The organism is Halanaerobium sehlinense, assembly GCF_055379485.1.
Window position 1 is genome coordinate 1,674,784 of sequence record NZ_AP042442.1, and the last position, 21,530, is coordinate 1,696,313.

The window sequence follows — 21,530 nt, forward strand, 5'->3', positions numbered from 1 at the left end:
CCCAATCCTACGTTAATATATAATCCTTTCAACTTCAGAAACATCTGTTTCTCCTGCTTTAATTTTTGCAATTCCATCTTCTTTTAAAGTTATCATTCCATTCTCTTTGGCATATTCACTAATCTTTTCTTTAGAAATATTATCACTTATCATTTCCTTAACCTTATTATCTATTTCAAAAATTTCTTGAATTGCTAAACGTCCATCATATCCAGTATTATTACATTTTTTGCAACCAACTGAAAAATATGCTTCTTCAATTTCTGGATCTCCTAAGTATTTTAAATCCGGTCTGTCCAGTTTTCTTTTTTCTTTACAGTGAGGACAGAGCCTCCTTACAAGTCTCTGAGCCACGACACCATTTAAAGAAGCAGCTACAAGATAGGGTGCTAGTCCCATATCAATCAATCGTGTAATTGAACTAACTGCATCATTTGTGTGTAAAGTACTAAAAACCAGATGCCCAGTCAAAGCAGAGCGAACTGCTATTTCTGCAGTTTCTTCATCTCTCATTTCTCCAATCATAATTATATCTGGATCCTGTCTTAAAATTGATCTCAGTGTTTTAGCAAAAGTTAATCCTGCTTTTACCTTAGCCTGAACCTGATTAATACCAGGAATTTGATATTCAACCGGATCTTCAATTGTAACCATATTAATTTTAGGACTATTAAGTTCATTTAAAGCTGCAAAAAGAGTTGTTGACTTTCCACTCCCAGTTGGTCCAGTTAATAACAGAACCCCATTTGGCTTTTTAATTAAATTTCCAAATTTAACTCTATTATAATCTGATAATCCTAAATTATCTAAATCTAAAAGATTCGTATTTCTCGCTAAAAGACGAATAACCACTTTTTCTCCTCTAACAGTAGGTAAGGTAGAAACACGCATATCTAAATTTTCCCCTTTGAAAATCATCTTGATTCGGCCATCCTGAGGAACACGATGTTCAGTAATATCTAGATTAGCAATAATTTTAATTCTTGAAACTAATGCTCTATGCGAAGATTTAGGTGCAGTCATTTCTTTTTTTAAAACACCATCTATTCTAAATCTAACTCTAATATTATTTTCTTCAGGCTCGATATGAATATCACTTGCACCTTTTTGATAGGCCTTAGAAATAATATAATTTGCCAATTTAATTATTGGTGCTTCATCAACCATCTCTCTTAGTTCAGCTTCTTCATATATTTCTTCGTTTTGGTTATCAGATACCTCTTCTACGTCATCTAAATTGAAATCTTCAAAAATATTAGAAATATCTATATCTTGATTACCATAAAGTCTGTCTATAGCTGAACGAATTTGATTAGGTGCTCCATAAAGTGGCTCAATTGTTAAATTGCTTAACATTTCTAAATCATCAATTGCTACTAAATCTGTTGGGTCTGCCATAACAACTTTTAGTTTACTCTCACCCTTTTTTTCAATCGGAACTGCTAAATATCTTCTAGCAATATTTTCAGGTATTAAATTTGAAAGCGAAGGATCAAAAAAGTATTTATCTAAATCTGCATGAGGAATTCCTCTTTGAAATTCTAAAACCTCAATTAGAGATTCTTCTCTAACATATCCAAGTTCAACTAAAACTTCACCAATTTTTTTGTCAGTATCCTTTAGCTTTTCTAAAGCCGAATCCAACTGTTCTCTAGTTATATATTCATGATCTAATAAAAGTTCTCCTAATTTTTTTCGATTCTTAAAAGCCAAATTATCACCTCACAATAAAAATTTTGTCGACTTTTGAAATATTTTGTAAATCTTTTTGCTGTTATAGTAAAATTCGACAGAGTTTTAATTTTTCCTGCAAAATTTTAATTAAATTTTAATCTTTTTGATAATTTAAGTTTATAAAGCAAAAAATTGCCATAAGTTGATTCACTTTGGCAATTTTACACCTGAGGCAAACATAACTATCATAGGTTTCCCCTTAGACTTATGTCTTTGCGTCACAGCCTTTAGACTGCTTTGCTTTTAATATTTAATTTATATTTTTTTTGTCTTAATTAAATTATAAAATAATTTTTTTTGAAAAACATTACCTAAAAGTATTATTTTTCGGTATCAGCTTCAATTTTAGTTACTGCTTCCTCTGCTATCTGATACCACTTTTTCTTGGGCGGCATTTCCTGGGTCCAGAGCTTAAATGAAGCCTCTGCCTGATAAATCAGAGTCGGCAGCCCGTTTCCAATCTGGGCTCCTCTTTTTTCTGCTTCTTTTAAAATTTCGGTCTTTAAAGGATTATAGACCAGATCGATTACCAGCTGTTCCTCGTGTAAATAATCTGGATTAATAACCAATTTATTCTTAATATTATTACTATACATCCCGACAGGGGTAGTATCAACTACCAAATCAGCCGCTTTTAGAGGTTCTGCATATTCCTGCTCTTCCAAACTGCAGAAATCAATATTTTGCTTAGGATTATCTTCTCTGAAAAGTCCTGCTAATTCTTCCGCATTTTCTACAGTCCGGTTAATTATAGTAATATCTGCTAAGTCAAGCTGAATCAGTGCTGCAATTACTGCTCTAGCTGCTCCGCCAGCTCCAATTACAACGGCTCTTTTATCTTTAGCTACAAAACCTGATTCTTCTACCTGACGCTGAAACCCAATCACATCAGTATTATAACCTGTTAAGCGCCCTCTTCTATTTAAAACAGTATTAACCGCTCCTGAGGCTCTTGCCAGAGAAGAAAATCCATTTAAGTAGGGAATTATGCTTTCCTTATAAGGAATTGTAACATTCCAGCCCGAGAAACCTAAGGTTTTTAAAGAATTAATATATTCCTCCAGGTTCTTTTCTTTTGTTTCCAGCATTAAATAAATTGCATTCAATCCTAAATCTCTAAATCCATTATTATGCAGGGATGGAGAAATTGAATGGCTTAAAGTTTTACCTAATAAACCATATAACTTTGTTTCACTATCTGGTATAAAAATACTCATCTTCTGCCTCCTAAAATCTTATAAATATTAGAATCTTATTAATTAAAAAGTTAAAACACGCTGGACTTAAATACCAGCGTGTCTGTTATGTATTTTCTCAGACCACTGGAATATTTAACTCCAGTTTTCAATTAAAATATTGTTTGAAGTCTTTCTCCCAGTGATTCGAAATCCTTAATTATAATTTTTCTTTTTTTAATGGTGATCATGCCGTCATCTATGAATTTATTCATCAGTTTGGTTACAGTCACCCGAGAGGAACCAATTAAATTGGCAATTTCCTGGTGAGTTAGAACCAGATCAATGACAGTTCCTTCATCAATTTCACGGCCAAAATCTTCTGCCAGGCGGGAAAGCAAACTGGCTAATCTGCCTGCAGCATCCTGAAACACCAATTCTCTCACCTGACTTGTTAAGAGGCGTGTTTTTTTGGATAGAGCCTCAATGATTTTAATTGCCAGAGAAGGTCTTTCGGTAATCAGCTTTTCCATCTCATTCCAGGGAATAATTAAAAGACGGGCATCATCCATTACCTCTGCTGTTAAAGGGTGAGGATCTTCGTCAAATAGTGATAACTCGCCAAAAATATCTCCCTCCTGCAGAATAGTTAAAACTTTTTCCTTACCTTCTGCTGAAAGCATGGAAAGTTTAACTTTACCATTAACTAAGAAATATAATTTTTTTACACTGTCATTTTCAAAAAAGATGACTTCATCTTTTTCGTAAAGTTTAGCATAAGAATTTTTGCATAATAATTCTAATTCTTCTGGATCAAGGTTTTGAAAAACAATTAAATCTTTTAAGCACTGTTTTGTTTCTTCCATATCTAAACCTACCTCTCTTTGGTTCTATATTATTATTATTCTCTATTAATGAATAAATTCCTTTTTTCTTAATAAATTTCTTTACTTACAATCTTTGCAATAACCATAAAATCTTAATTTATGTTCTGTAACCTTAAAATCATACTTGGCTTCCAGCTCTGATTCTAAATAATCTATATCTTCATCACTAAATTCTACCAGCCTGCCGCAGTTTTTACAGATCATATGGTGGTGATGTGATTCTTCTAAATATAATTCATAGATACGGGAATCTTCATTAAAATCATGGATATTTACTATTTCTAATTTATGCATTAATTCCAGGCTTCTATAAATAGTAGCCATTCCAATATCCTTATCTTTTTTCTTAACAGCTTCAAACAGATCCTCAGCTGTAAAGTGCCAGTTCTTGTTTTCCAGAATAGTTTCTAAAATAATTTCTCGCTGTCTGGTCAATTTATAATTATTTTCGGCTAATTTTCGCTTAAACTTTTCTTTTAAATTCTCCATAATTAACACCTCTTTTAAATGACTATTTACATTCTATCATAAATTTCCACAGATATTAATAATTTTTTTGAATTTTTCCGCTTGAATATCCATTTTTTACTTAAGAAAATAACTTTTGGCTATTGACTACGGGTCTATTTAATTATATAATGTAATAAATAGAAATATTTTGTCGAAATATGTTAAGAAAGGAGAATTAACATGAAATCTACTGGTATCGTCCGTAAAATTGATGATTTGGGTAGAATGGTAATTCCAATTGAGCTCAGAAAAACTATGAATATCAATAAAAAAGATCCTATGGAAATTTTTGTTGATGAAGAAAAAATTATTCTAAAAAAATATGAGCCAGCCTGCATATTCTGTGGTAGTGCAGATGACACTATAGAATATAAGGGTAGAACTATCTGTGGTGAGTGTATGGAGAATATGAAAGAACTACAGGCAGAAAAATAAAATTTTACCCAAATAACAAAAATTGGATAACAATCTCTTAAAAAAATAGCACCCTAACAGGTGCTATTCTTTTATTTAACTGTCATTTTTATTTTAAATATAATCTTTTTATATTCTTATCTTAAAAATACATGTCCACCAATTCTGGTTACAAAGTTTCTCTGGGATATCCAGGCTGTATTTGTAGCCACATCCGGATTATAGAAATAGATTGAACCCATTGTTGGATCATAACCTAATAAAGCTGCTCTAGCTGCCTGCAGTTCTTCTTCTCCAGGATAATAATTAGCCTGTCCGTCCATTAAACTACTGAACTGTCCTTTTTGCAAAATAACATCTCTAATCGTATTGGGAAAGTGGCTGCTCTTAATTCTATTTAAGATTACCGAACCAACTGCTACTTTACCCTTGAAATCCTCACCTCTGGCCTCTCCATGAATTATTCTGGCCAGTAATATTATGTCATCTCTTGATATGTTGTAATTTAATTCTGCCTCTAATTGCGGCATTTTTTTAAATGAACTCTGACCAAAAACTCCATCAATCTGAAGCTTATTGTCTCTCTGGAATTTTTTTACGGCTGCAACTGTGCCACCACCGTAGATACCATCTATGCTTCCCTGATAATAATTTAACTGACTTAATTTCTGCTGTAAAACTGCTACATCTATTCCTTCGTCGCCTCTGCTCAACGCCCTGCTTCCAAATTCAGCTAAATCCAGAGCCTCTACTTCCTTGAGATTGACAAAAGACACCATTATGAGGAGTAACATGACCGAGATCAAAACTTTATTCCTGCTCAGCATGATATATTACCTCCCTTTTGTAAACTGATAGTAAAATGTATAATATAATCTTCCTCCTTTAATCTGCTTCCAACTTAAACTTATTTGCTTATAAGCTTATTAATAATTATATGTGATTATCAACTTAATAATAAACAATTAACTGCAGCTTGTCAAATGTTCTTATTTTACAATTTTGATAGTCAATTATTATTAGCTTAAGATGCTTGTTAAGTCGGGAACCAAAATTAAAATTCAGACTTTTATGAACTTAATTTATTCTTCAGAAATTAATTCAACTTTAAATTGCTGCCCTAAATCAGCCATTACTTCTTTAACTTCTTTTTTGGTACCTTCAGTGACATCAATCCAGATTTGACCTGGATTATCATGGTCGACATTAACCGTCCCAATTCCTTCATAGGCCTTAATTATCATATCAATATAATTAATTTCTGTAGGGTCAACCTCATATCTTAGTTTTAGAGTATCCTTCATTCTAATTCTCCTTCTGACGTCGGAGTAGAGAACCAGCTGGAACTTCCTCAGCTAGTGGTATTTTAATCAGCTGTTTTGGATGAGGAGCCGCCGCAATTTCTGCTCCCTCTTCATCTAAAAGATAATCAGCTTTAACAGTAAATGTTTTTTGACCAGGAACTATAAATTCCAGTTCATCACCTTTAAAAATCTTATTTCTTACCTCAATAACCGCCTCATGTGACTCATGATCATAAGCTTTAACTACACCCATAAAATCGTAAGTTCTTAAATAGGAAGAGCTTTGATATCTTTGCCCTTCTGAACCTGGTTTGCCGTAATAAAAGCCCTTGGTATAATCCCGGTGACTGATCTTTCTGAGCTCAGCTAAAAGTTTAGTATCCACCTGATAGTTTTCTGGATCAGCATAGTACTGATCAATCAGCATCCTGTAGGTATTGACAACTGTAGCTGCATAGTGAACACTCTTCATTCTACCCTCTATTTTGAGGCTGCTTAGACCTATTTCTATTAGTTCAGGTATTTCCTCTGCCAGGTTTAAATCACGGGAATTCATGATAAATGTTCCCTGATCATTTTCCTCAACTGGATAATACTCTCCCGGCCTTTTTTCTTCTACCAGGTGATATTTCCAGCGGCAGGACTGAGCACAATCGCCCTTATTTGCATCTCGTCCGACAAAATAGTTGCTCAAAAGGCAGCGGCCAGAATAAGAAATACACATTGCTCCGTGGACAAAATATTCCAGTTCTACTTTACCCTCTGTTTTAGCAGCAATCTCTTTAATTTCGTCTCTACCCAACTCACGGGCCAGAATAATTCTTTCTGCTCCCTGTTCAGCCCAAAATAAAGCTGAAGCCCAGTTAACATTATTAGCCTGGGTGCTGATGTGGATTTCCATCTCGGGCATTTCTTTTTTGACAAAAGCAAAAACACCGGGGTCAGAAATAATTAACGCATCTAAATTGAGTTCTCTAATTTTTTCTATATACTCTGGAAGTTGAGCCAGTTCCTCATTGTGGGGAATCATATTCAGGGTCATATAAACCTTTTTACTGCGATTGTGAGCAAATTCTATTCCCTCTTTTAATTCCTCAACACTAAAGTTATCTGCTCCGGCTCTTAAGCCAAAGTTTAAACCTCCACAATATACAGCATCTGCACCAAATAAAATGGCGGTTTTCAACTTTTCTAAATTTCCCGCTGGTGCCAGTAATTCTATTTTATTCATTTATATCTTTCCTCCTGCTAATCGCCATCCCATCACCTGCAGTTACAATTGTAGAGTCAAGTTCCGGGTGGTTCATTATTAATTTTAAATATTTTTTCAAATTTTTTACCATTGTTCTAATTTTGGGTCGCTGTTTCTCAACTTCTAAAACCTTTCCTTTATATAAAACATTATCTGCAATCAAAATTCCTCCAGGAGCCAAAAGCTCCATTATATACTCAAAAAGATAAAAATACTGCCCTTTGGCAGCATCAAGAAAAATAAAGTCATAATCATTTTTTAGATACATTAAAATATCAAACGCATCTCCAACCTTTAAGTCTATTTTTTCCTGATAATTATATTCAGCAAAATTTTTTCGGGCCTTTAAAGCCCGCTGTGGATCTAATTCGACTGCCGTAATTCTAGCAGTCTTTGGGCTTGACTCAGCTAAGAGTAAAGTCGAAAAACCGTGCGCTGTACCGATCTCTAAGATTCTTTGAGGTTTTTTTAACTTAAGCTGCAGCTTAAGTAAGGCAGCTGCATCACGATCAATAATTGGAATATGATTGTTTCTGCACTCATTTTCTACCTTTTTAAATTGAGGCATAATATATTCATTTTTTGAAAATTTGCTGTTAATGTCAGTTAGTTTCATAATTTACTTCCTTTATACTTTAAAAATAGACTTTTTAAGATCTAGATCAAAACTCAGTTTAAATTTAATTTGAAAACTCCCTCTGTTTTTTAAGATGTTCTTCATATGTCTTTGTGAAAACATGACTGCCGTCTTCTCTGGCAAAATAAAAGAAATAGTCAGTTTCAGCCGGATTAATCGCAGCTTCTAAAGCTAGATCACCAGGGCTGGCAATTGGAGTTGGAGGCAGCTTATTCATCTGATAAGTATTATAAGGAGAATCAACCTCTAAATCAGAATATAATACACGGTCAGTCCGCTCAATTAAAGCATACTGAACAGTTGCATCCAGCTGTAGAGCCATTCCTTCTGCTAAGCGATTGTAGATTACAGAAGCAATAGTTTTCTTTTCCTCTGCAATTTTTCCTTCTTCTTCAATTAAAGAAGCAATAATTAAAATTTGATAAGCTGAATATTCACTTTCAGCTGCTGCCTCTTTTAATAAGGGCAGCCGTTTATTTTTAAAGTGGTTAATTAAAGAGACAGCTATATCTTTTTCCTGATAGCTCATCGGAAAATTATAAGTTGTCGGTATAATAATTCCTTCTGCCGGATAAATTAATTCTGGATCGGCTTCTATTGAATCCAGATTTTTTTCTAAATCCAGTTTTGAAATTTCCTGATTAATTTTTTTCCGCAAAAGATCTTTTTCGTATTCAGGAATCATTAGCCCTTCAAAACGGTTTAAAATTTCTGCTAAAGTAAAACCCTCTGGTATTGTAAGATTAAAATCTTCCTCTTCCCCCCGGCGCAGCTTGTCTATAATTTCCAGAGAAGAATCTGAAGTTGAAAAACGATAGTACCCTGCCTGTAAATCATTAAGATTCTGCAGGCGCAGCAGCAGATAAAAAACTGTCGAAGATTTAATAACTCCTTCTTCTTTCAGCAGATTTGCGATTGCCCGGCCGCTCATTCCAGATTCAATTTCCACCATGATATCCATCGGCTCTACTTCATTTATAGGCTCAATTAAAGAGTAAGCCCTCAGCGAAAAGCTGAGTATAATAATAAAGATTAAAAACAAAAATGCTGCTTTTTTCAACTTCAAAATCTTCCTCTCATCAAATTTGAATTAAAAATTTTACTAAGTTTATACTGCTCCACTAAAATCTTAAATCTACTCCATGCCCTCTAAATAGGCAGCCTGTACTTTTTCAAACTCTTCTTTTTCTTCAACCGGAACTATAATTTCTTCCTCACCTTCATTTAAAATTTTGATAACTGTAGCATCAGCATTTTCTCCAGCTCTAGCATCAACAATTATTAAATATTTAACTCCATCAATCACTAAATCCTCTTCTATAATAAACCGGCTTTCACCTGTGCCATCTGATAAAACTAATTCTTTCTGATCTTCATCAATCCAAAACTTACCATTACTCATTTTAAATACCCCTTTCATTTTGTTTGTTTAGTTCTTGATATCAAAAATATAGAAAATATTGGTTGCGCACCCGGTACTGCAGTTTACTTCCGATCAAGATAAGACTGTAGAATCAAAGAAGCTGCAATCTTATCTATTACTTTTTTTCTACCCTTACGGCTGACATCTGCCTCTAGCAAAATGTTTTTTGCCTGACTTGTTGTCAATCTTTCATCCTGAATTATAATTGGAAGCTCCAAATTATTTTCCAAAAAATTAATAAAAGCCTGAGTTATTTCTGCTCTTTTACCACGGCTGCCGTCCATATTATAAGGCATCCCAACAACTATTTTTTCTACATCATATTTTTCTAAATAAGCCTTAATTTCTGTTAATAACTCCTGATGACCATGCATTGCAATAGTATCCAGTGGTTGAGCAGTCCAGCCCATAGTGTCACTAACAGCAATCCCCACTCTTTTATTTCCATAATCTATCCCTAAAATTCTCAAATTAGATGCCTCCAATTTCATACTTCAATAAATTATTATATAATCATTTTCAGCAATAAGCAAATTTATCGGGTTAAAATTTTCTCCTATTTTCGGAATATATACTATGACAAAAAAATTGGCAGCTGAAAATTCCAGCTGCCTTTAATCTTTCTGCTACTCGTTATTTAAATAACTGCGCAGTAGTTCTTCAATTAATTCGTCTCTATCAATAGTTCTAATCATTGTTCGGGCATCCTTATAGCTTGTTATATAAGCTGGGTCTCCAGAAAGTAAATATCCGACAATTTGATTAATAGGATTATATCCTTTTTCTTCGAGGGCCTTTGATACCTTATTCAAGACAAATGCTGCTTCACTTAATTCCTCTTTATTGATCTTAAATCGCATTGTTTTATCGCTAAAATCTTCTGCGGCCATTTATATCACATCCCGTATTTTGATTTGTCTTATATTAATATTTCTGCAGTCAGCTTAAAAATCCTTGTTTTTTCGAGTTTTATTTTTAAAAAATGACTCCAATTTAAATGATTAGCCAGCAATTTCTTTAACAATTTTTTCTACTTCTGCAAGTGCTTCGGCTGTTTTTTCAGGTTTTGAACCTCCTGCCTGGGCCATATCAGGACGTCCACCACCACCACCACCAGCAACTCTGGCAACTTTGGCAATAATATCTCCTGCTTTAAATCCTTTTTCGATTAAATCCTTAGTAACTGAGGCAACAAAAATAACCTTATTCTCAGCTTTGCTGGCAAGTACAATTACTGCAGAATCAATTTTATCTTTCAGCTGATCGTTTAAATTTCGCAAGGCAGAATTATCAAGATTTTCAAGTTCTGCTGTCAGCACATTAATTCCTTCAATCTGCTGCAGCTGATCAATTAACTCGTCCTTTTTTGAGCCTGCTAACTTTTGTTTTAAAGCTTCGAGTTCTTTTTCTAAATCTTTCTGGTTTTGCTGCAGTTGTTTGACTCTATTTAACAGATTATCAGGATCTGTTTTTAATTCAGCTGCTGTCTGGTCCAGAATTTCAAGTTTAGAATTAAAGTAGTCGAGGGCATATTCTCCTGTTAAAGCCTCAATTCTTCTGACACCTGCTGCAATACCACTTTCAGAAACTATTTTAAAGGCTCCGATATCTCCAGTTGCATTAACATGGGTTCCTCCACATAATTCCAGACTGAAATCTCCCATTTTAACAACTCTAACTTCTTTACCATATTTTTCACCAAAGAGTGCGGTTGCTCCCATTTCTTTAGCTTCATCCAGGTCCTTATATTCAGTTTCTACCGGATAGTTTTCCAGTACAGCCTGATTTACCTTTCGTTCTATCTCATCAATTTCAGCTTCTGTTAGAGCTGAGAAATGAGTGAAGTCAAAACGAAGTCTGTCAGGAGCTACCAGAGAACCTGACTGGTTAACATGGTCTCCTAAAACTTCCTTTAAAGCTTTATGCAGCAGGTGTGTTGCAGAGTGATGTCTGGCTGTTGCCTGGCGTCGATCATTATAAACTACTGCTTCTACCTCATCTTTGAGCTCCACCTGCCCAGATTTGACTTCAACTTGATGCACAAAAACTTCTGCTTTTTTAACTGTATCTTTAACTTCAGCTTTAAATTTATCGGTCTGAATTACACCTTTATCACCAATCTGACCTCCACTTTCTGCATAAAATGGGGTTTTAGTGAGTATAATTTCTCCCTGATCTCCCTCTGTCAGTTTACTTACTTTTTGATTATCCTTAAGCAGACCTACGACTTCAGTTTTTTCCTTTAATGAATGATAACCGGTAAAAGTATCTTCCTTAATTTGATCTTTAAATTCAGCGTATAATTTTTCTACTTCACCACTACTGAAAGAAGTTTCGGCTCTGGCTTCTCTAGCTCGCTTGCGCTGAGCTGCCATTTCTTTTTCAAAACCTTCCTGGTCAACCTTAATTCCAGCTTCAGCTGCAATATCTTCTGTTAAATCAAGTGGAAAACCATAGGTATCATATAATTTAAAGGCATTTTTTCCACCTAAAACTTCTTTAGCTTCTGCTTTAAGTTCATTCAGCATATCTTCTAAGATATTTAAACCCTGTTCTAAGGTTTTGAGAAAACTTTCTTCTTCAGATTTTAAAACATTTTTAACGTGTGCCAGCTGTTTTTTGAGATCTGGTGCAACTCCTTTAACAACTTCAGCAGTTTTTTCTACTAATTTATATAAAAATGGTTCTGTAAAGCCTAATTTTCTTCCATAACGGGCTGCTCTTCTGATTAAACGGCGGATTACATAGCCGCGCCCTTCATTTGAAGGCAGTGCTCCATCAGAAATAGCCACAGAAGCTGAACGGATATGGTCAGCAATAACTCTGTAAGCTGTAAGGCTTTCCTCATTTTTTTGATAAGGAATACCTGTCATTTCTACTACCTCATCAATTATCGGTTTAATTAAATCTGTTTCAAAGTTAGTTTCTGTCTCCTGCAGAATAGAAGCAACTCTTTCTAAACCCATCCCGGTATCAATATTTTTATTGGGCAGTTCCTTGTATTCTCCTTCCTCAGTGTAGTTATACTGAGTAAAAACCAGATTCCAGATTTCTAAATATCTGTCTCCTTCACCACCAAGTACATCTTCCTCACTATCACCAGCTTCTACTCCACGGTCATAATGGATTTCTGAACAGGGACCACAGGGGCCAGTTCCAATCTGCCAGAAATTTTCTTTTTTACCCATTCTAACTATTCTTTCTTTGGGTAGGCCAACTTTATCGTGCCAGATTGCAAAAGCTTCGTCATCTTCCTCGTAAATAGTGATCCATAGTTTATCTGGATCAAGCTCCAGCACTTCAGTTACAAACTCCCAGCCCCAGGTGATAGCCTCTTCTTTAAAGTAATCACCAAAAGAGAAATTTCCAAGCATCTCAAAGTAGGTATGGTGGCGTGCTGTTTTACCTACATTTTCTATATCATTTGTACGGATACACTTTTGACTTGTAGCAATACGTTTTTTAGGTGGCTCAAGACTGCCGTCAAAATAAGGCTTAAAGGGAGCCATCCCCGCATTTATCCACAACAGGCTCGGGTCATTTTTAGGAACCAGAGGAGCACTATCTAAAATTAGATGTCCCTTTGATTTGAAAAAATCAAGATAAGCCTGTCTTATTTCATCTCCAGTTTTTATCATTTAAACCTTCCTTTCAAATTTATTTCTGTCTCTCAGATATTAATCTACACGACGCTTTTCATTGAGAATTAATTATGGATTGTTCTAATAACGGCTACATCTAAAATTCAATTAGTTACATTAAAGTTATATTTATTTTCTGCATTTAAAAATATAAATTTAAAATCTAAAAATCAAATTTAATGACTTTAGCAATTTTTATAAATAAACTTGATGAATATAAAGCTAAATCAGTTCGAAGAGCACGGATGCTCTGAGCTGACCGAGGAACAGGACGTTCCTTTGGGTAGGTAAACTGATTTAGCTGTAAATATGAATCTTAGTTTATTAAAAATTGATTTGGAGTTCAATTTGATTTTTTGATTCTTAAAATATTTATTCTTAGTTTAAGCAGAAAATTAAATCATGTCCCATTTAAACTAATTTAATTTTAGCAAAGCGGCGCTTTCCAATCTGAATAATCATTCCATCTTTAACTTCAAGGTCCAGATTAATTTTTTCATACTTCTCGTCATCTATTGTTACAGCACCCTGTTTGATCATCCGGCGGGCCTGACTGTTAGAATCAACTAATCCGGTAGCAGCTACCAGCTTAACTATCCAGAGTTCACCATCTTCTAAGTCAAATTCTGCAATTTCAATCACAGGAATATCCTCCGGTAAATTACCCTTAGAAAAGACGCTTTCAAACTCCTGACGAGCCTCAACTGCAGCTTCTTCGTCATGGTATTCTTCTACTATCTGGGCTGCCAGTTCTTTTTTAAGCTCCATTGGATTAAAGTCTTCCCGTTTAAGAGTTGCTTTAATTTCATCAAGACGCTCGATTGATATGTCGGTTAAAAGTTCAAAGTAACGGACAATCATATCATCCGGTATTGACATTACCTTGCCAAACATGTCAGCCGGTTCATCGTAAACTCCGATATAATTGTCTAAACTCTTACTCATTTTATTGACACCATCTAAACCTTCTAAAAGAGGCATCATTAATACAACCTGAGGCTCCTGTCCGTATTCCTGCTGCAGCTTACGCCCAACTAAGAGGTTAAAACGCTGGTCAGTACCACCGAGCTCCACATCTGCCTCAATTGCAACCGAATCATAACCCTGCATTAAAGGGTAGAAAAATTCGTGAATACCGATTGGCTTACCTGCATTATAGCGCTTGGAAAAATCATCACGCTCTAACATTCTGGCTACTGTATAATGAGCTGAAAGTTCTAAAACATCGGCAAAATCCATTTCACCTAACCATTTACCATTAAAAACTACATTGGTTTTTTCTGGATCTAAAACTTTAGAAAACTGTTCCTGATATGTACGCGCATTTTCTAAAACTTCTTCTTTGGTCAGCTGGTTTCTGGTTTCAGATTTTCCAGTAGGGTCACCAATCATTCCCGTAAAATCTCCAATAATTAGATAAACCTCGTGACCTAAATCCTGAAACTGCTTTAACTTGCGCAAAACCACTGTATGACCTAGGTGGATATCTGGTGCAGATGGATCAAGTCCGAGTTTAACTCTTAAAGGTCTTTCTTCTTTTTTCGCTTTTTTTAATTTTTTTTCCAATTCTTCCTCAGAGATAAGATCACTTACCCCTCTTTTTAGTATCTTTAGCTGTTCATTAATTTCCATAAAAAACACCTGTTCCATGTTCTGGGCAACAGGTACTTCACCTCCTGTATCCTTTGTCTTTACATTATAACAGATAGATTAATTAACAACAAGGGGTACCATAAACAGCTGTTTTATGTTATAATATTTTAGTGACGGGAGGTTAATTAATGAAGAAAAAAACAAAGGCAATATTTTTAATAACTTTTTTAATTATTTTTGCCCTGGGAGCAGGCGCTATCTTAGGTGCTGTCACCTGGATTATTCAGGATTCTCCTGATATAACAGATTATAAGGGTTCAAGTGAGGCAACTATGATTTATGATGCTGAGGGTGAGCTTTTAACAAAATTATTTAAAGAAAATAGAGTTTATGTTCCCTTAGAAAGAATTCCGGAAGATTTAAAAAATGCAATTATAGCAATCGAAGATACTAAATTTTATGTTCACCACGGTATTGACTTCTGGGGAATTGGAAGAGCAATGGTTAATAATATAATGAAGGGAGATCTTACCGACCAGGGTGCAAGTACAATTACTCAGCAGCTGGCAAGAAATGCTTTTTTAAGTCTTGATAAAACATACCTGCGTAAAATTCAGGAAGCATATCTAGCAATTCAGTTCGAGAGAATGTACACCAAATCCGAAATTTTAGAGATGTATCTAAATGAAATCTTTTTAGGCCACAGTGCCTATGGAGTTGAAACTGCTTCTCTGCAGTATTTCGGGAAAAGTGTTGAAAATTTAACTCTGGCTGAATCAGCTTTAATTGCTGGTCTGCCACAGTCACCGAATAATTATTCCCCGCTGCGCAATCCAGAATTAGCCATCAAAAGAAGAAATGTCGTTCTGGATAGAATGTACGAGCTGGATTATATTACAGCAGCTGAAAGGGATCAGGCCAAAAATGCAGAATTAAACTTAGATACTGTAGAAGAGGAAGAAATGGAAAATACAGCTCATTATTTTATTCTTTATGTTAGAGATCAGCTAATTGACCGTTTTGGTGCCTCTTTAGTCTATAATGGTGGTTTAAAAGTACATACTACTTTAGACCCTAAGATGCAGAAATTAGCTGAAACTACAATTAAAAATAAGATTGAAAATGGCTTTATTCCTTCTTTTCAAAGCAGCGGCAGTCAAAATTTACAGCCCCAGCTTTCACTTGTCAGTTTAGATGTTAATTCTGGAGCAATTAAAGCAATGGTTGGAGGTCGTGGTACTGATCAATTTAATAGAGCTTATCAGGCAGTAAGACAGCCTGGATCAGCTTTTAAACCTTTTGTCTATTCCACAGCTCTAATTGAAGGTGGTTATACAACTGGAACTATAATTAATGATCTACCAATGCTCGCTTCTGACAGCAATAAAGGTGATAGCTTAAGCATCTGGCCCCGAAACTATGGTGACAGATACCGCGGTCTGATTAACGTAAACACAGCTCTCACTAATTCTGTTAATGTGGCTGCAGTTAAGTTAATTAAAGATGTTGGAGTGAAAAATGTCATTGATTTCACTGAAAAACTTGGAATTTCTACCTTTACAGATTCTGATGGTCATAGTGACCATTATTCACTGGCACTGGGTGGTTTAAATCGTGGAGTTACTCCAATTGAGATGGCTTCTGCCTACAGTGTATTTGCAAATGATGGTATTTATACTGAAGCCCATGCAATTACTGAAGTTTATGATAAACATCAAAATTTAATTTATGAAGCCCAGCCTAAAAGCAAAATGGTCATGTCACAGGCTGACAGTTATTTAATTAAGTCGATGTTAAAAAGTGTAGTTGACAATGGTACAGGACGTAGAGCCCAAATGGATCGTGATGTTGGTGGTAAAACAGGTACAACCAATGATTACACTGATGCCTGGTTTGTTGGCTTTACCTCTCAAATTGCAACAAGTGTCTGGATTGGCGAGGACACAAGACGTTCAATGGAATATGATGTTAAAACAGTTGGTAGTGGTGAAGCGGCACAAATCTGGGGAGATTATATGAGGGCAGCTGTTAAAGATATGCCTATTATTAATTTCCAGATGCCAGACAATGTAATCGAAGTCGATGTTGACCCATATACCGGTTTACTTTCAAATGAATATTCACCTCGAATCGATGTTTTACCATATAAAAAAGGAACTGAACCAACTGAAAGAGAAAGCCTGCATGGTCCTGTAGAAACAGTAAGAGTTGACCGTCAAAGCGGACTCTTAGCTACAAATGACTGTCCTGCAGATCAGATTGAGGAAAGACATTATATCAGTAAGTCTGGAATCAGAATTGGACCAGCTCAAAAATCATTTAGAGAAGTCAATTCTGCCAAAGATAGTGAAGATTTGGTAAAGGGTACTTATACTATAAATACAGGAGAACCGGTACAGCAGATAGATCAGGAATACGGAATTCCAAAAATACAGAGGAACGGTAATCCACGTTATGAAACTAAACCAACTCGGAGCTGTAATATACATTCTGGTAGTGGATCATCAATTCCTTTCTTAAATGATGATAGTCAATCGGAGTCAGAATCTGAACCAGATTCTGGTGGTGGCTCTGAATCAGAAAGTGAAGAGGAAGAAGATGACAGTCCATTCAGCAGCATCTTTGATATTTTCGGCAATGATTAATTTTGCTTAATTATCTAAGCTCATAACTGCTGAAATAGTTTAAAATAAAAAAAATTAAGGGATTTCACAGTTTAAAAACTGTTGAAATCCCTTTTTTAATGGCTCTTTAAAATCTTTGCTGATCTTTAAGATTATTAAGCCAGTTATTGAATTTTAACTATGGTAACTCCCATTCCGCCCTCTTTTTGCCTTCCCAGACGGTAATCTTTAACATGAGAGTTTTTCTCTAAGACTTCTTCAACTGCATTTCTTAAAGCCCCTGTTCCCTTACCATGAACAATTTCAACTTCATTTAAGCCGGCTAAAAATGCATCATCTAAGTATTTATCAACCTTATACTGAGCTGCTTCATATCTTTCTCCTCTTAAATCAAGTTTGGGCGATACATGCTGAGATTTTTGAACCCGGTAATTCTTGAGCTGTTTTTCCTCATTATCATCAGGTATATCAACTTTAACCAGATCAGCCAGCGAGGCAGTTACCTGCATAATTCCCGCCTGAATCTGGGCTTCCTTTTTGTCACGGTCAATAGCTGTTATCTCACCTTTGCGTCCAATACTTCGAACCCTGACCTGATCTCCTTCATTAAATTGATCTGCATCAATTTTTTCTTTTTCTTTCTCATTTTCAGCTTCTAAAATTTGACTAAGCTCCTTTAAGTTCTGGTTGGCAGAAGTTTGAGCTCTATCAACCTCAGATCGCTGAGTAAAATCTTTTGACTTTAAATTAGAAATTATCCTCTTAGCTTCTTTTTTTGTCTCTTCTACAATTGCCTCTGCTTCTTCTCTGGCAGCCTTCATTTCTTTTTCATGTTTCTTTTGCTGGTCTTCAATCATTTTTTTATATTTTTCTTTTAATTTTTTCTCATGATCACGCAGTTCTTCCATTTCTTCTCTAAGTTTGTGATAGCGATTTCTTTCCTGGTTTAACTCATTAATTATATCTTCTACTTTGATTGACTCATCACTTAAAAAAGTTCGGGCCCGATCAATTATCTCCTGTGGAATACCCAATCTAAGTGCAATTTCAAAAGCATTTGAGCCTCCAGGAACTCCCATAATCAACTTATAGGTTGGTTTTAAAGTCTCAATATCAAATTCAACTGATGCATTTTCAACCTTGTCAGTTGTGTAGGCATAACTTTTCAGCTGACTGTAGTGAGTAGTCGCAATAGTAATCGCATTTTGCTGCTGTAGTTTTTCTAAAATTGAAATACCTAAAGCAGCGCCTTCTTCCGGGTCAGTTCCTACCCCCAGCTCATCCATTAAAACTAGAGTAGAATTATCAGACTCAGCTAAAAATTCTCTGATTCGGTGCATATGAGAAGAAAATGTACTCAAGCTCTGTTCAATGCTCTGTTCATCACCAATATCAGCAAATATCTTCTTAAAGACTGCTACTGTCGAATTAGCAGCTGCCGGAATATGCAGCCCAGTCTGAGTCATTAGAGTCAGCAGTCCAACTGTTTTTAAAGCAACTGTTTTACCACCTGTATTGGGCCCAGTTATAACTAAAGTTGCAATATCATCACCAACTTTTAAATCTATCGGTACTGGATCTTCTTTGAGCAGTGGGTGGCGAGCTTGATTTAACTCAATCACACCCTTTTCGTTTATTTCAGGTGCATTACATTCGAAATCAAGACTGAATTTAGCCGCTGCTGCAATACTGTCCAATCTGGTGATAATCATTAAATCTCTTTTGATTATTTCTTCATCCTGAGCTATTTTAGAGCTGAGCATCTGTAAAATACGCTGAATTTCAGCACTTTCTTTGGCTCTAACTTCCCGCAGCTCATTATTTAAACGGACAACTGCCATCGGCTCCATAAAAAGTGTTAACCCACTTGCAGACTGACCGTGAACTATGCCGTCAAAATTATTTCGCTGTTCCTGTTTAACTGGAACCACATAGCGATTTTCTCTTCTGGTCACAATATTTTCCTGCAGCATATCTTGATAGTGCTTACTTTTAATAATAGAATCCAGCTTATCGCGTATCGAATTTTCTATAGAATCCATTTTTGAACGCAGTGATTTTAATTTAGCACTGGCATCATCTGCAACCTCACCATATTCGTTAATACAGCGGTCGATTTCTCGGGCCAGCCCCGGCCGGCTCTGCAGATCTGAACATAAATCATAAATCAGCTGGTACTCTCTTTCAATAATCCTTGGATCTAAATCAGCTTTGATGCTCTCAAGATACCGCTGCATTTCTGAAACGCCCCTGAGCGTGCTTCTAACCCTACTTATTGCATCTGTAGAAAGCACTGAACCCTTAGCCGCTTTCTTTAAGTCATCTCTAATATCACGCACTCCACCAAAAGGCGGTGTAGAAAACTCTGAAATCATTGATTTCATTGCTGTAACTTCAGCTAATCTTTCCTGAATATAATTTGCATTATTTACAGGCTTTAAATTATTAACAATTTCCTGACCGATATTTGTAGCTGCTCGATCGGCTGTCATCCTTATTATTTTTTTGTACTCTAAAACTTCCAGACTGTGTTCTTTCAACTTAAATACCTCCGGAATAACTTACTTTTATTTTTTTGAATTTAAAAATTTCATTAATTCTGTCAAAGAATAAGTATTGATTACATCTTCTTTTTCCAGCCAGCCGCGGCGGGCTGTTGCAATTCCAAGCTCCATATCAGCATACTCCTTGTAGTGGTGAGCATCTGTATTAATTGATATTTTTCCACCTGCTTTTTTCACTTTGCGCGCCCACTCAGCATTAAGGTCCAGCCTCTGTGGTGAGGCGTTGATCTCTAAAGCAGTATTATATTCAGCTGCAGCTTCAATAACTTTTTCTAAGTCAACCGCATAAGGCTCTCTGCCGCCGAGCATTCTACCGCTGGGGTGGCCTATTAATTTTACATGCGGGTTTTTAACCGCTTTAATTATTCTGGCAGTCATTTCTTCTTCATCCAGATTAAAATAGCTGTGGATAGAAGCAATCACAAAGTCAAGCTGGTCTAAAAGTTCGTCCTCAAAATCAAGCTCGCCATTTTTTAGAATATCAACTTCTACCCCTTTTAAAACTCTAAAATCTTTCAGTTCAGCATTCAACTTGTCAATTTCCTGCAGCTGTTCTTTTAACTCATCAATACTCATCCCGCTGGCTACAGTTAAAGATTGGGAGTGATCGGTTACTGCAATATATTGGTAGCCCCTCTGATCTCTGGCGGCTTCTGCCATTTCTTTAATCGAAAAGGCACCATCACTGTAGCGAGAATGCAGGTGCAGATCACCTTTAATATCTTCGAGCTCAATACTTTTTGGCAGTTCTCCCTTTTGGGCAGCTTCTATTTCTCCCTGATCCTCTCTTAGCTCAGGAATAATATAGTCCAGGCCCAATCTATTAAAAATATCAGCCTCAGTCTCAATTTTTTCTTTTGTCCCATCTTGCTGAAAAAGGCCGTATTCACTTAATTTTAAACTGTGGTCTTTAGCAAGCTGACGCATCCGTACATTGTGGGCTTGAGAACCGGTAAAATAATGGAGAGCTGAAGGAAATTCTTCCTGACTGACAAGACGAAAGTCAGTCTGTACACCTTTATCGGTTCTGATGCTGACTTTGGTATCACCAGCTCCAATTACTTCAGCTGTAAAATTTAAGTTTTTAAGTTTTTTAGAAAGTTTTTGCGGCTGATCAGTAGCAATTAAAATATCTAAATCACCTGTTAGCTCTTTGGCTCGACGACTGCTGCCGCAGATTTCAATATCTGAAAAAAGTTCTGAGTCTAATTCAGACTTTATAGTGTCAATAATTTCTCGGGCTGTTTTTAAGGCCTGGGCCAGCATTATTTTATCAACATATTTCTCATGGTTTTTTAAAGCTTGTAAAAGTTTTGCTTCTGATTTTTTACCAAAACCCTTCAGCTCCTGCACTTTCCCCTCAGTCAGAGCTTTTTCTAAACTGATTAAGTCCTCTATTTCCAGTTCATAATAAAAGCGGTGAGCGGTTTTGGGTCCCAACCCCTGAATATCTGTCATCTCAATTACTCCTGGAGGCAGTTCAGATTTAATTGCTTCCATCTCTTCAATGATCCCGTCCTGCAGCAGTTCCTGGATTGACTCTGCAATTCCACTACCGATCCCCTTGATTTCTTTTAACTGATCTGCTGCCGCCAGCTCAGCAATTGCTTCCGAATAAGACTCAATTTTACGAGCAGCATTTGTATAGGCTCTTATCTTAAAATCATTTTCTCCTTTGATCGCCATTAAATCAGCAAATTTAGAAAGAACTTTAGCAATTTCTTTGTTGCTAATTTCCTGCATAATTACACCTCTATTTCTTTAAAAATATA

The 21,530-nt window shown here is 35.8% G+C and carries 18 protein-coding genes and 1 riboswitch; of the genes, 2 read left to right on the plus strand and 16 right to left on the minus strand.

The window, feature by feature from the left end; genetic code table 11:
• Positions 1–12: 12 nt before the first annotated feature.
• The 4 genes from ACZ446_RS08070 to ACZ446_RS08085 all read right to left on the minus strand — a co-directional run bounded on the left by ACZ446_RS08070 (position 13) and on the right by ACZ446_RS08085 (position 4,285).
• Positions 13–1,713, minus strand: a complete 1,701-nt coding sequence (locus tag ACZ446_RS08070) for a GspE/PulE family protein (RefSeq protein ID WP_464392071.1) — start codon at positions 1,711–1,713, stop codon at positions 13–15.
• A 189-nt stretch (positions 1,714–1,902) separates the two neighbouring features.
• Positions 1,903–1,986: riboswitch (cyclic di-GMP riboswitch) on the minus strand.
• 68 nt (positions 1,987–2,054) lie between these two features.
• Positions 2,055–2,951 carry a shikimate dehydrogenase gene (locus tag ACZ446_RS08075; protein ID WP_464392072.1) on the minus strand — a complete coding sequence of 299 codons (897 nt, stop codon included), beginning with the start codon at positions 2,949–2,951 and terminating at the stop codon, positions 2,055–2,057.
• A 131-nt stretch (positions 2,952–3,082) separates the two neighbouring features.
• Entirely contained in the window at positions 3,083–3,775 is a 693-nt protein-coding gene (locus ACZ446_RS08080; protein WP_464392073.1) for a Crp/Fnr family transcriptional regulator, read from the minus strand.
• A gap of 81 nt (positions 3,776–3,856) precedes the next feature.
• The gene (locus ACZ446_RS08085) at positions 3,857–4,285 is read right to left on the minus strand and encodes a Fur family transcriptional regulator (RefSeq protein WP_464392074.1); all 429 of its coding nucleotides are present in this window, start codon (positions 4,283–4,285) and stop codon (positions 3,857–3,859) included.
• 201 nt (positions 4,286–4,486) lie between these two features.
• On the opposite strand from ACZ446_RS08085, the gene ACZ446_RS08090 reads away from it, so the two are divergent.
• On the plus strand, positions 4,487–4,741 hold the full coding sequence (locus ACZ446_RS08090; protein ID WP_464392075.1) for an AbrB/MazE/SpoVT family DNA-binding domain-containing protein: 255 nt from the start codon (positions 4,487–4,489) through the stop codon (positions 4,739–4,741).
• 116 nt (positions 4,742–4,857) lie between these two features.
• On the opposite strand, the gene ACZ446_RS08095 is transcribed toward ACZ446_RS08090, so the two are convergent.
• The 10 genes from ACZ446_RS08095 to tyrS all read right to left on the minus strand — a co-directional run bounded on the left by ACZ446_RS08095 (position 4,858) and on the right by tyrS (position 14,609).
• Positions 4,858–5,499: a cell wall hydrolase gene (locus ACZ446_RS08095; protein ID WP_464392076.1), complete on the minus strand. Its 642-nt coding sequence runs from the start codon at positions 5,497–5,499 to the stop codon at positions 4,858–4,860.
• 303 nt (positions 5,500–5,802) lie between these two features.
• On the minus strand, positions 5,803–6,024 hold the full coding sequence (locus tag ACZ446_RS08100) for a DUF4911 domain-containing protein (RefSeq protein WP_464392077.1): 222 nt from the start codon (positions 6,022–6,024) through the stop codon (positions 5,803–5,805).
• A 1-nt stretch (position 6,025) separates the two neighbouring features.
• On the minus strand, positions 6,026–7,255 hold the full coding sequence (locus ACZ446_RS08105) for a peptidase U32 family protein (protein WP_464392078.1): 1,230 nt from the start codon (positions 7,253–7,255) through the stop codon (positions 6,026–6,028).
• Positions 7,248–7,892, minus strand: a complete 645-nt coding sequence (locus ACZ446_RS08110) for an O-methyltransferase (protein WP_464392079.1) — start codon at positions 7,890–7,892, stop codon at positions 7,248–7,250. Before ACZ446_RS08110 ends, ACZ446_RS08105 begins: the two co-directional genes overlap by 8 nt.
• Before the next feature lie 64 nt (positions 7,893–7,956).
• Entirely contained in the window at positions 7,957–8,979 is a 1,023-nt protein-coding gene (mltG, locus tag ACZ446_RS08115) for an endolytic transglycosylase MltG (RefSeq protein WP_464392080.1), read from the minus strand.
• A 69-nt stretch (positions 8,980–9,048) separates the two neighbouring features.
• The gene (locus ACZ446_RS08120) at positions 9,049–9,315 is read right to left on the minus strand and encodes a DUF1292 domain-containing protein (RefSeq protein ID WP_464392081.1); all 267 of its coding nucleotides are present in this window, start codon (positions 9,313–9,315) and stop codon (positions 9,049–9,051) included.
• A gap of 83 nt (positions 9,316–9,398) precedes the next feature.
• Positions 9,399–9,806 carry a Holliday junction resolvase RuvX gene (ruvX, locus tag ACZ446_RS08125; protein WP_464392082.1) on the minus strand — a complete coding sequence of 136 codons (408 nt, stop codon included), beginning with the start codon at positions 9,804–9,806 and terminating at the stop codon, positions 9,399–9,401.
• Positions 9,807–9,962: 156 nt separating this feature from the next.
• A complete protein-coding gene (locus ACZ446_RS08130) occupies positions 9,963–10,226 on the minus strand; it encodes an IreB family regulatory phosphoprotein (RefSeq protein WP_073155929.1) in 264 nt (87 codons plus the stop codon).
• Between the two features lie 111 nt (positions 10,227–10,337).
• Complete coding sequence (alaS, locus tag ACZ446_RS08135) at positions 10,338–12,974, minus strand: alanine--tRNA ligase (RefSeq protein WP_464392083.1); 2,637 nt, start codon at positions 12,972–12,974, stop codon at positions 10,338–10,340.
• A gap of 414 nt (positions 12,975–13,388) precedes the next feature.
• Positions 13,389–14,609, minus strand: a complete 1,221-nt coding sequence (gene tyrS, locus ACZ446_RS08140) for a tyrosine--tRNA ligase (RefSeq protein WP_464394386.1) — start codon at positions 14,607–14,609, stop codon at positions 13,389–13,391.
• 149 nt (positions 14,610–14,758) lie between these two features.
• On the opposite strand from tyrS, the gene ACZ446_RS08145 reads away from it, so the two are divergent.
• Positions 14,759–17,215 carry a penicillin-binding protein 1A gene (locus ACZ446_RS08145; RefSeq protein ID WP_464392084.1) on the plus strand — a complete coding sequence of 819 codons (2,457 nt, stop codon included), beginning with the start codon at positions 14,759–14,761 and terminating at the stop codon, positions 17,213–17,215.
• A 143-nt stretch (positions 17,216–17,358) separates the two neighbouring features.
• On the opposite strand, the gene ACZ446_RS08150 is transcribed toward ACZ446_RS08145, so the two are convergent.
• Both ACZ446_RS08150 and polX read right to left on the minus strand, forming a co-directional pair.
• Positions 17,359–19,734, minus strand: a complete 2,376-nt coding sequence (locus ACZ446_RS08150; protein WP_464392085.1) for an endonuclease MutS2 — start codon at positions 19,732–19,734, stop codon at positions 17,359–17,361.
• Positions 19,735–19,761: 27 nt separating this feature from the next.
• The gene (gene polX, locus ACZ446_RS08155) at positions 19,762–21,501 is read right to left on the minus strand and encodes a DNA polymerase/3'-5' exonuclease PolX (RefSeq protein ID WP_464392086.1); all 1,740 of its coding nucleotides are present in this window, start codon (positions 21,499–21,501) and stop codon (positions 19,762–19,764) included.
• Positions 21,502–21,530: the final 29 nt, after the last annotated feature.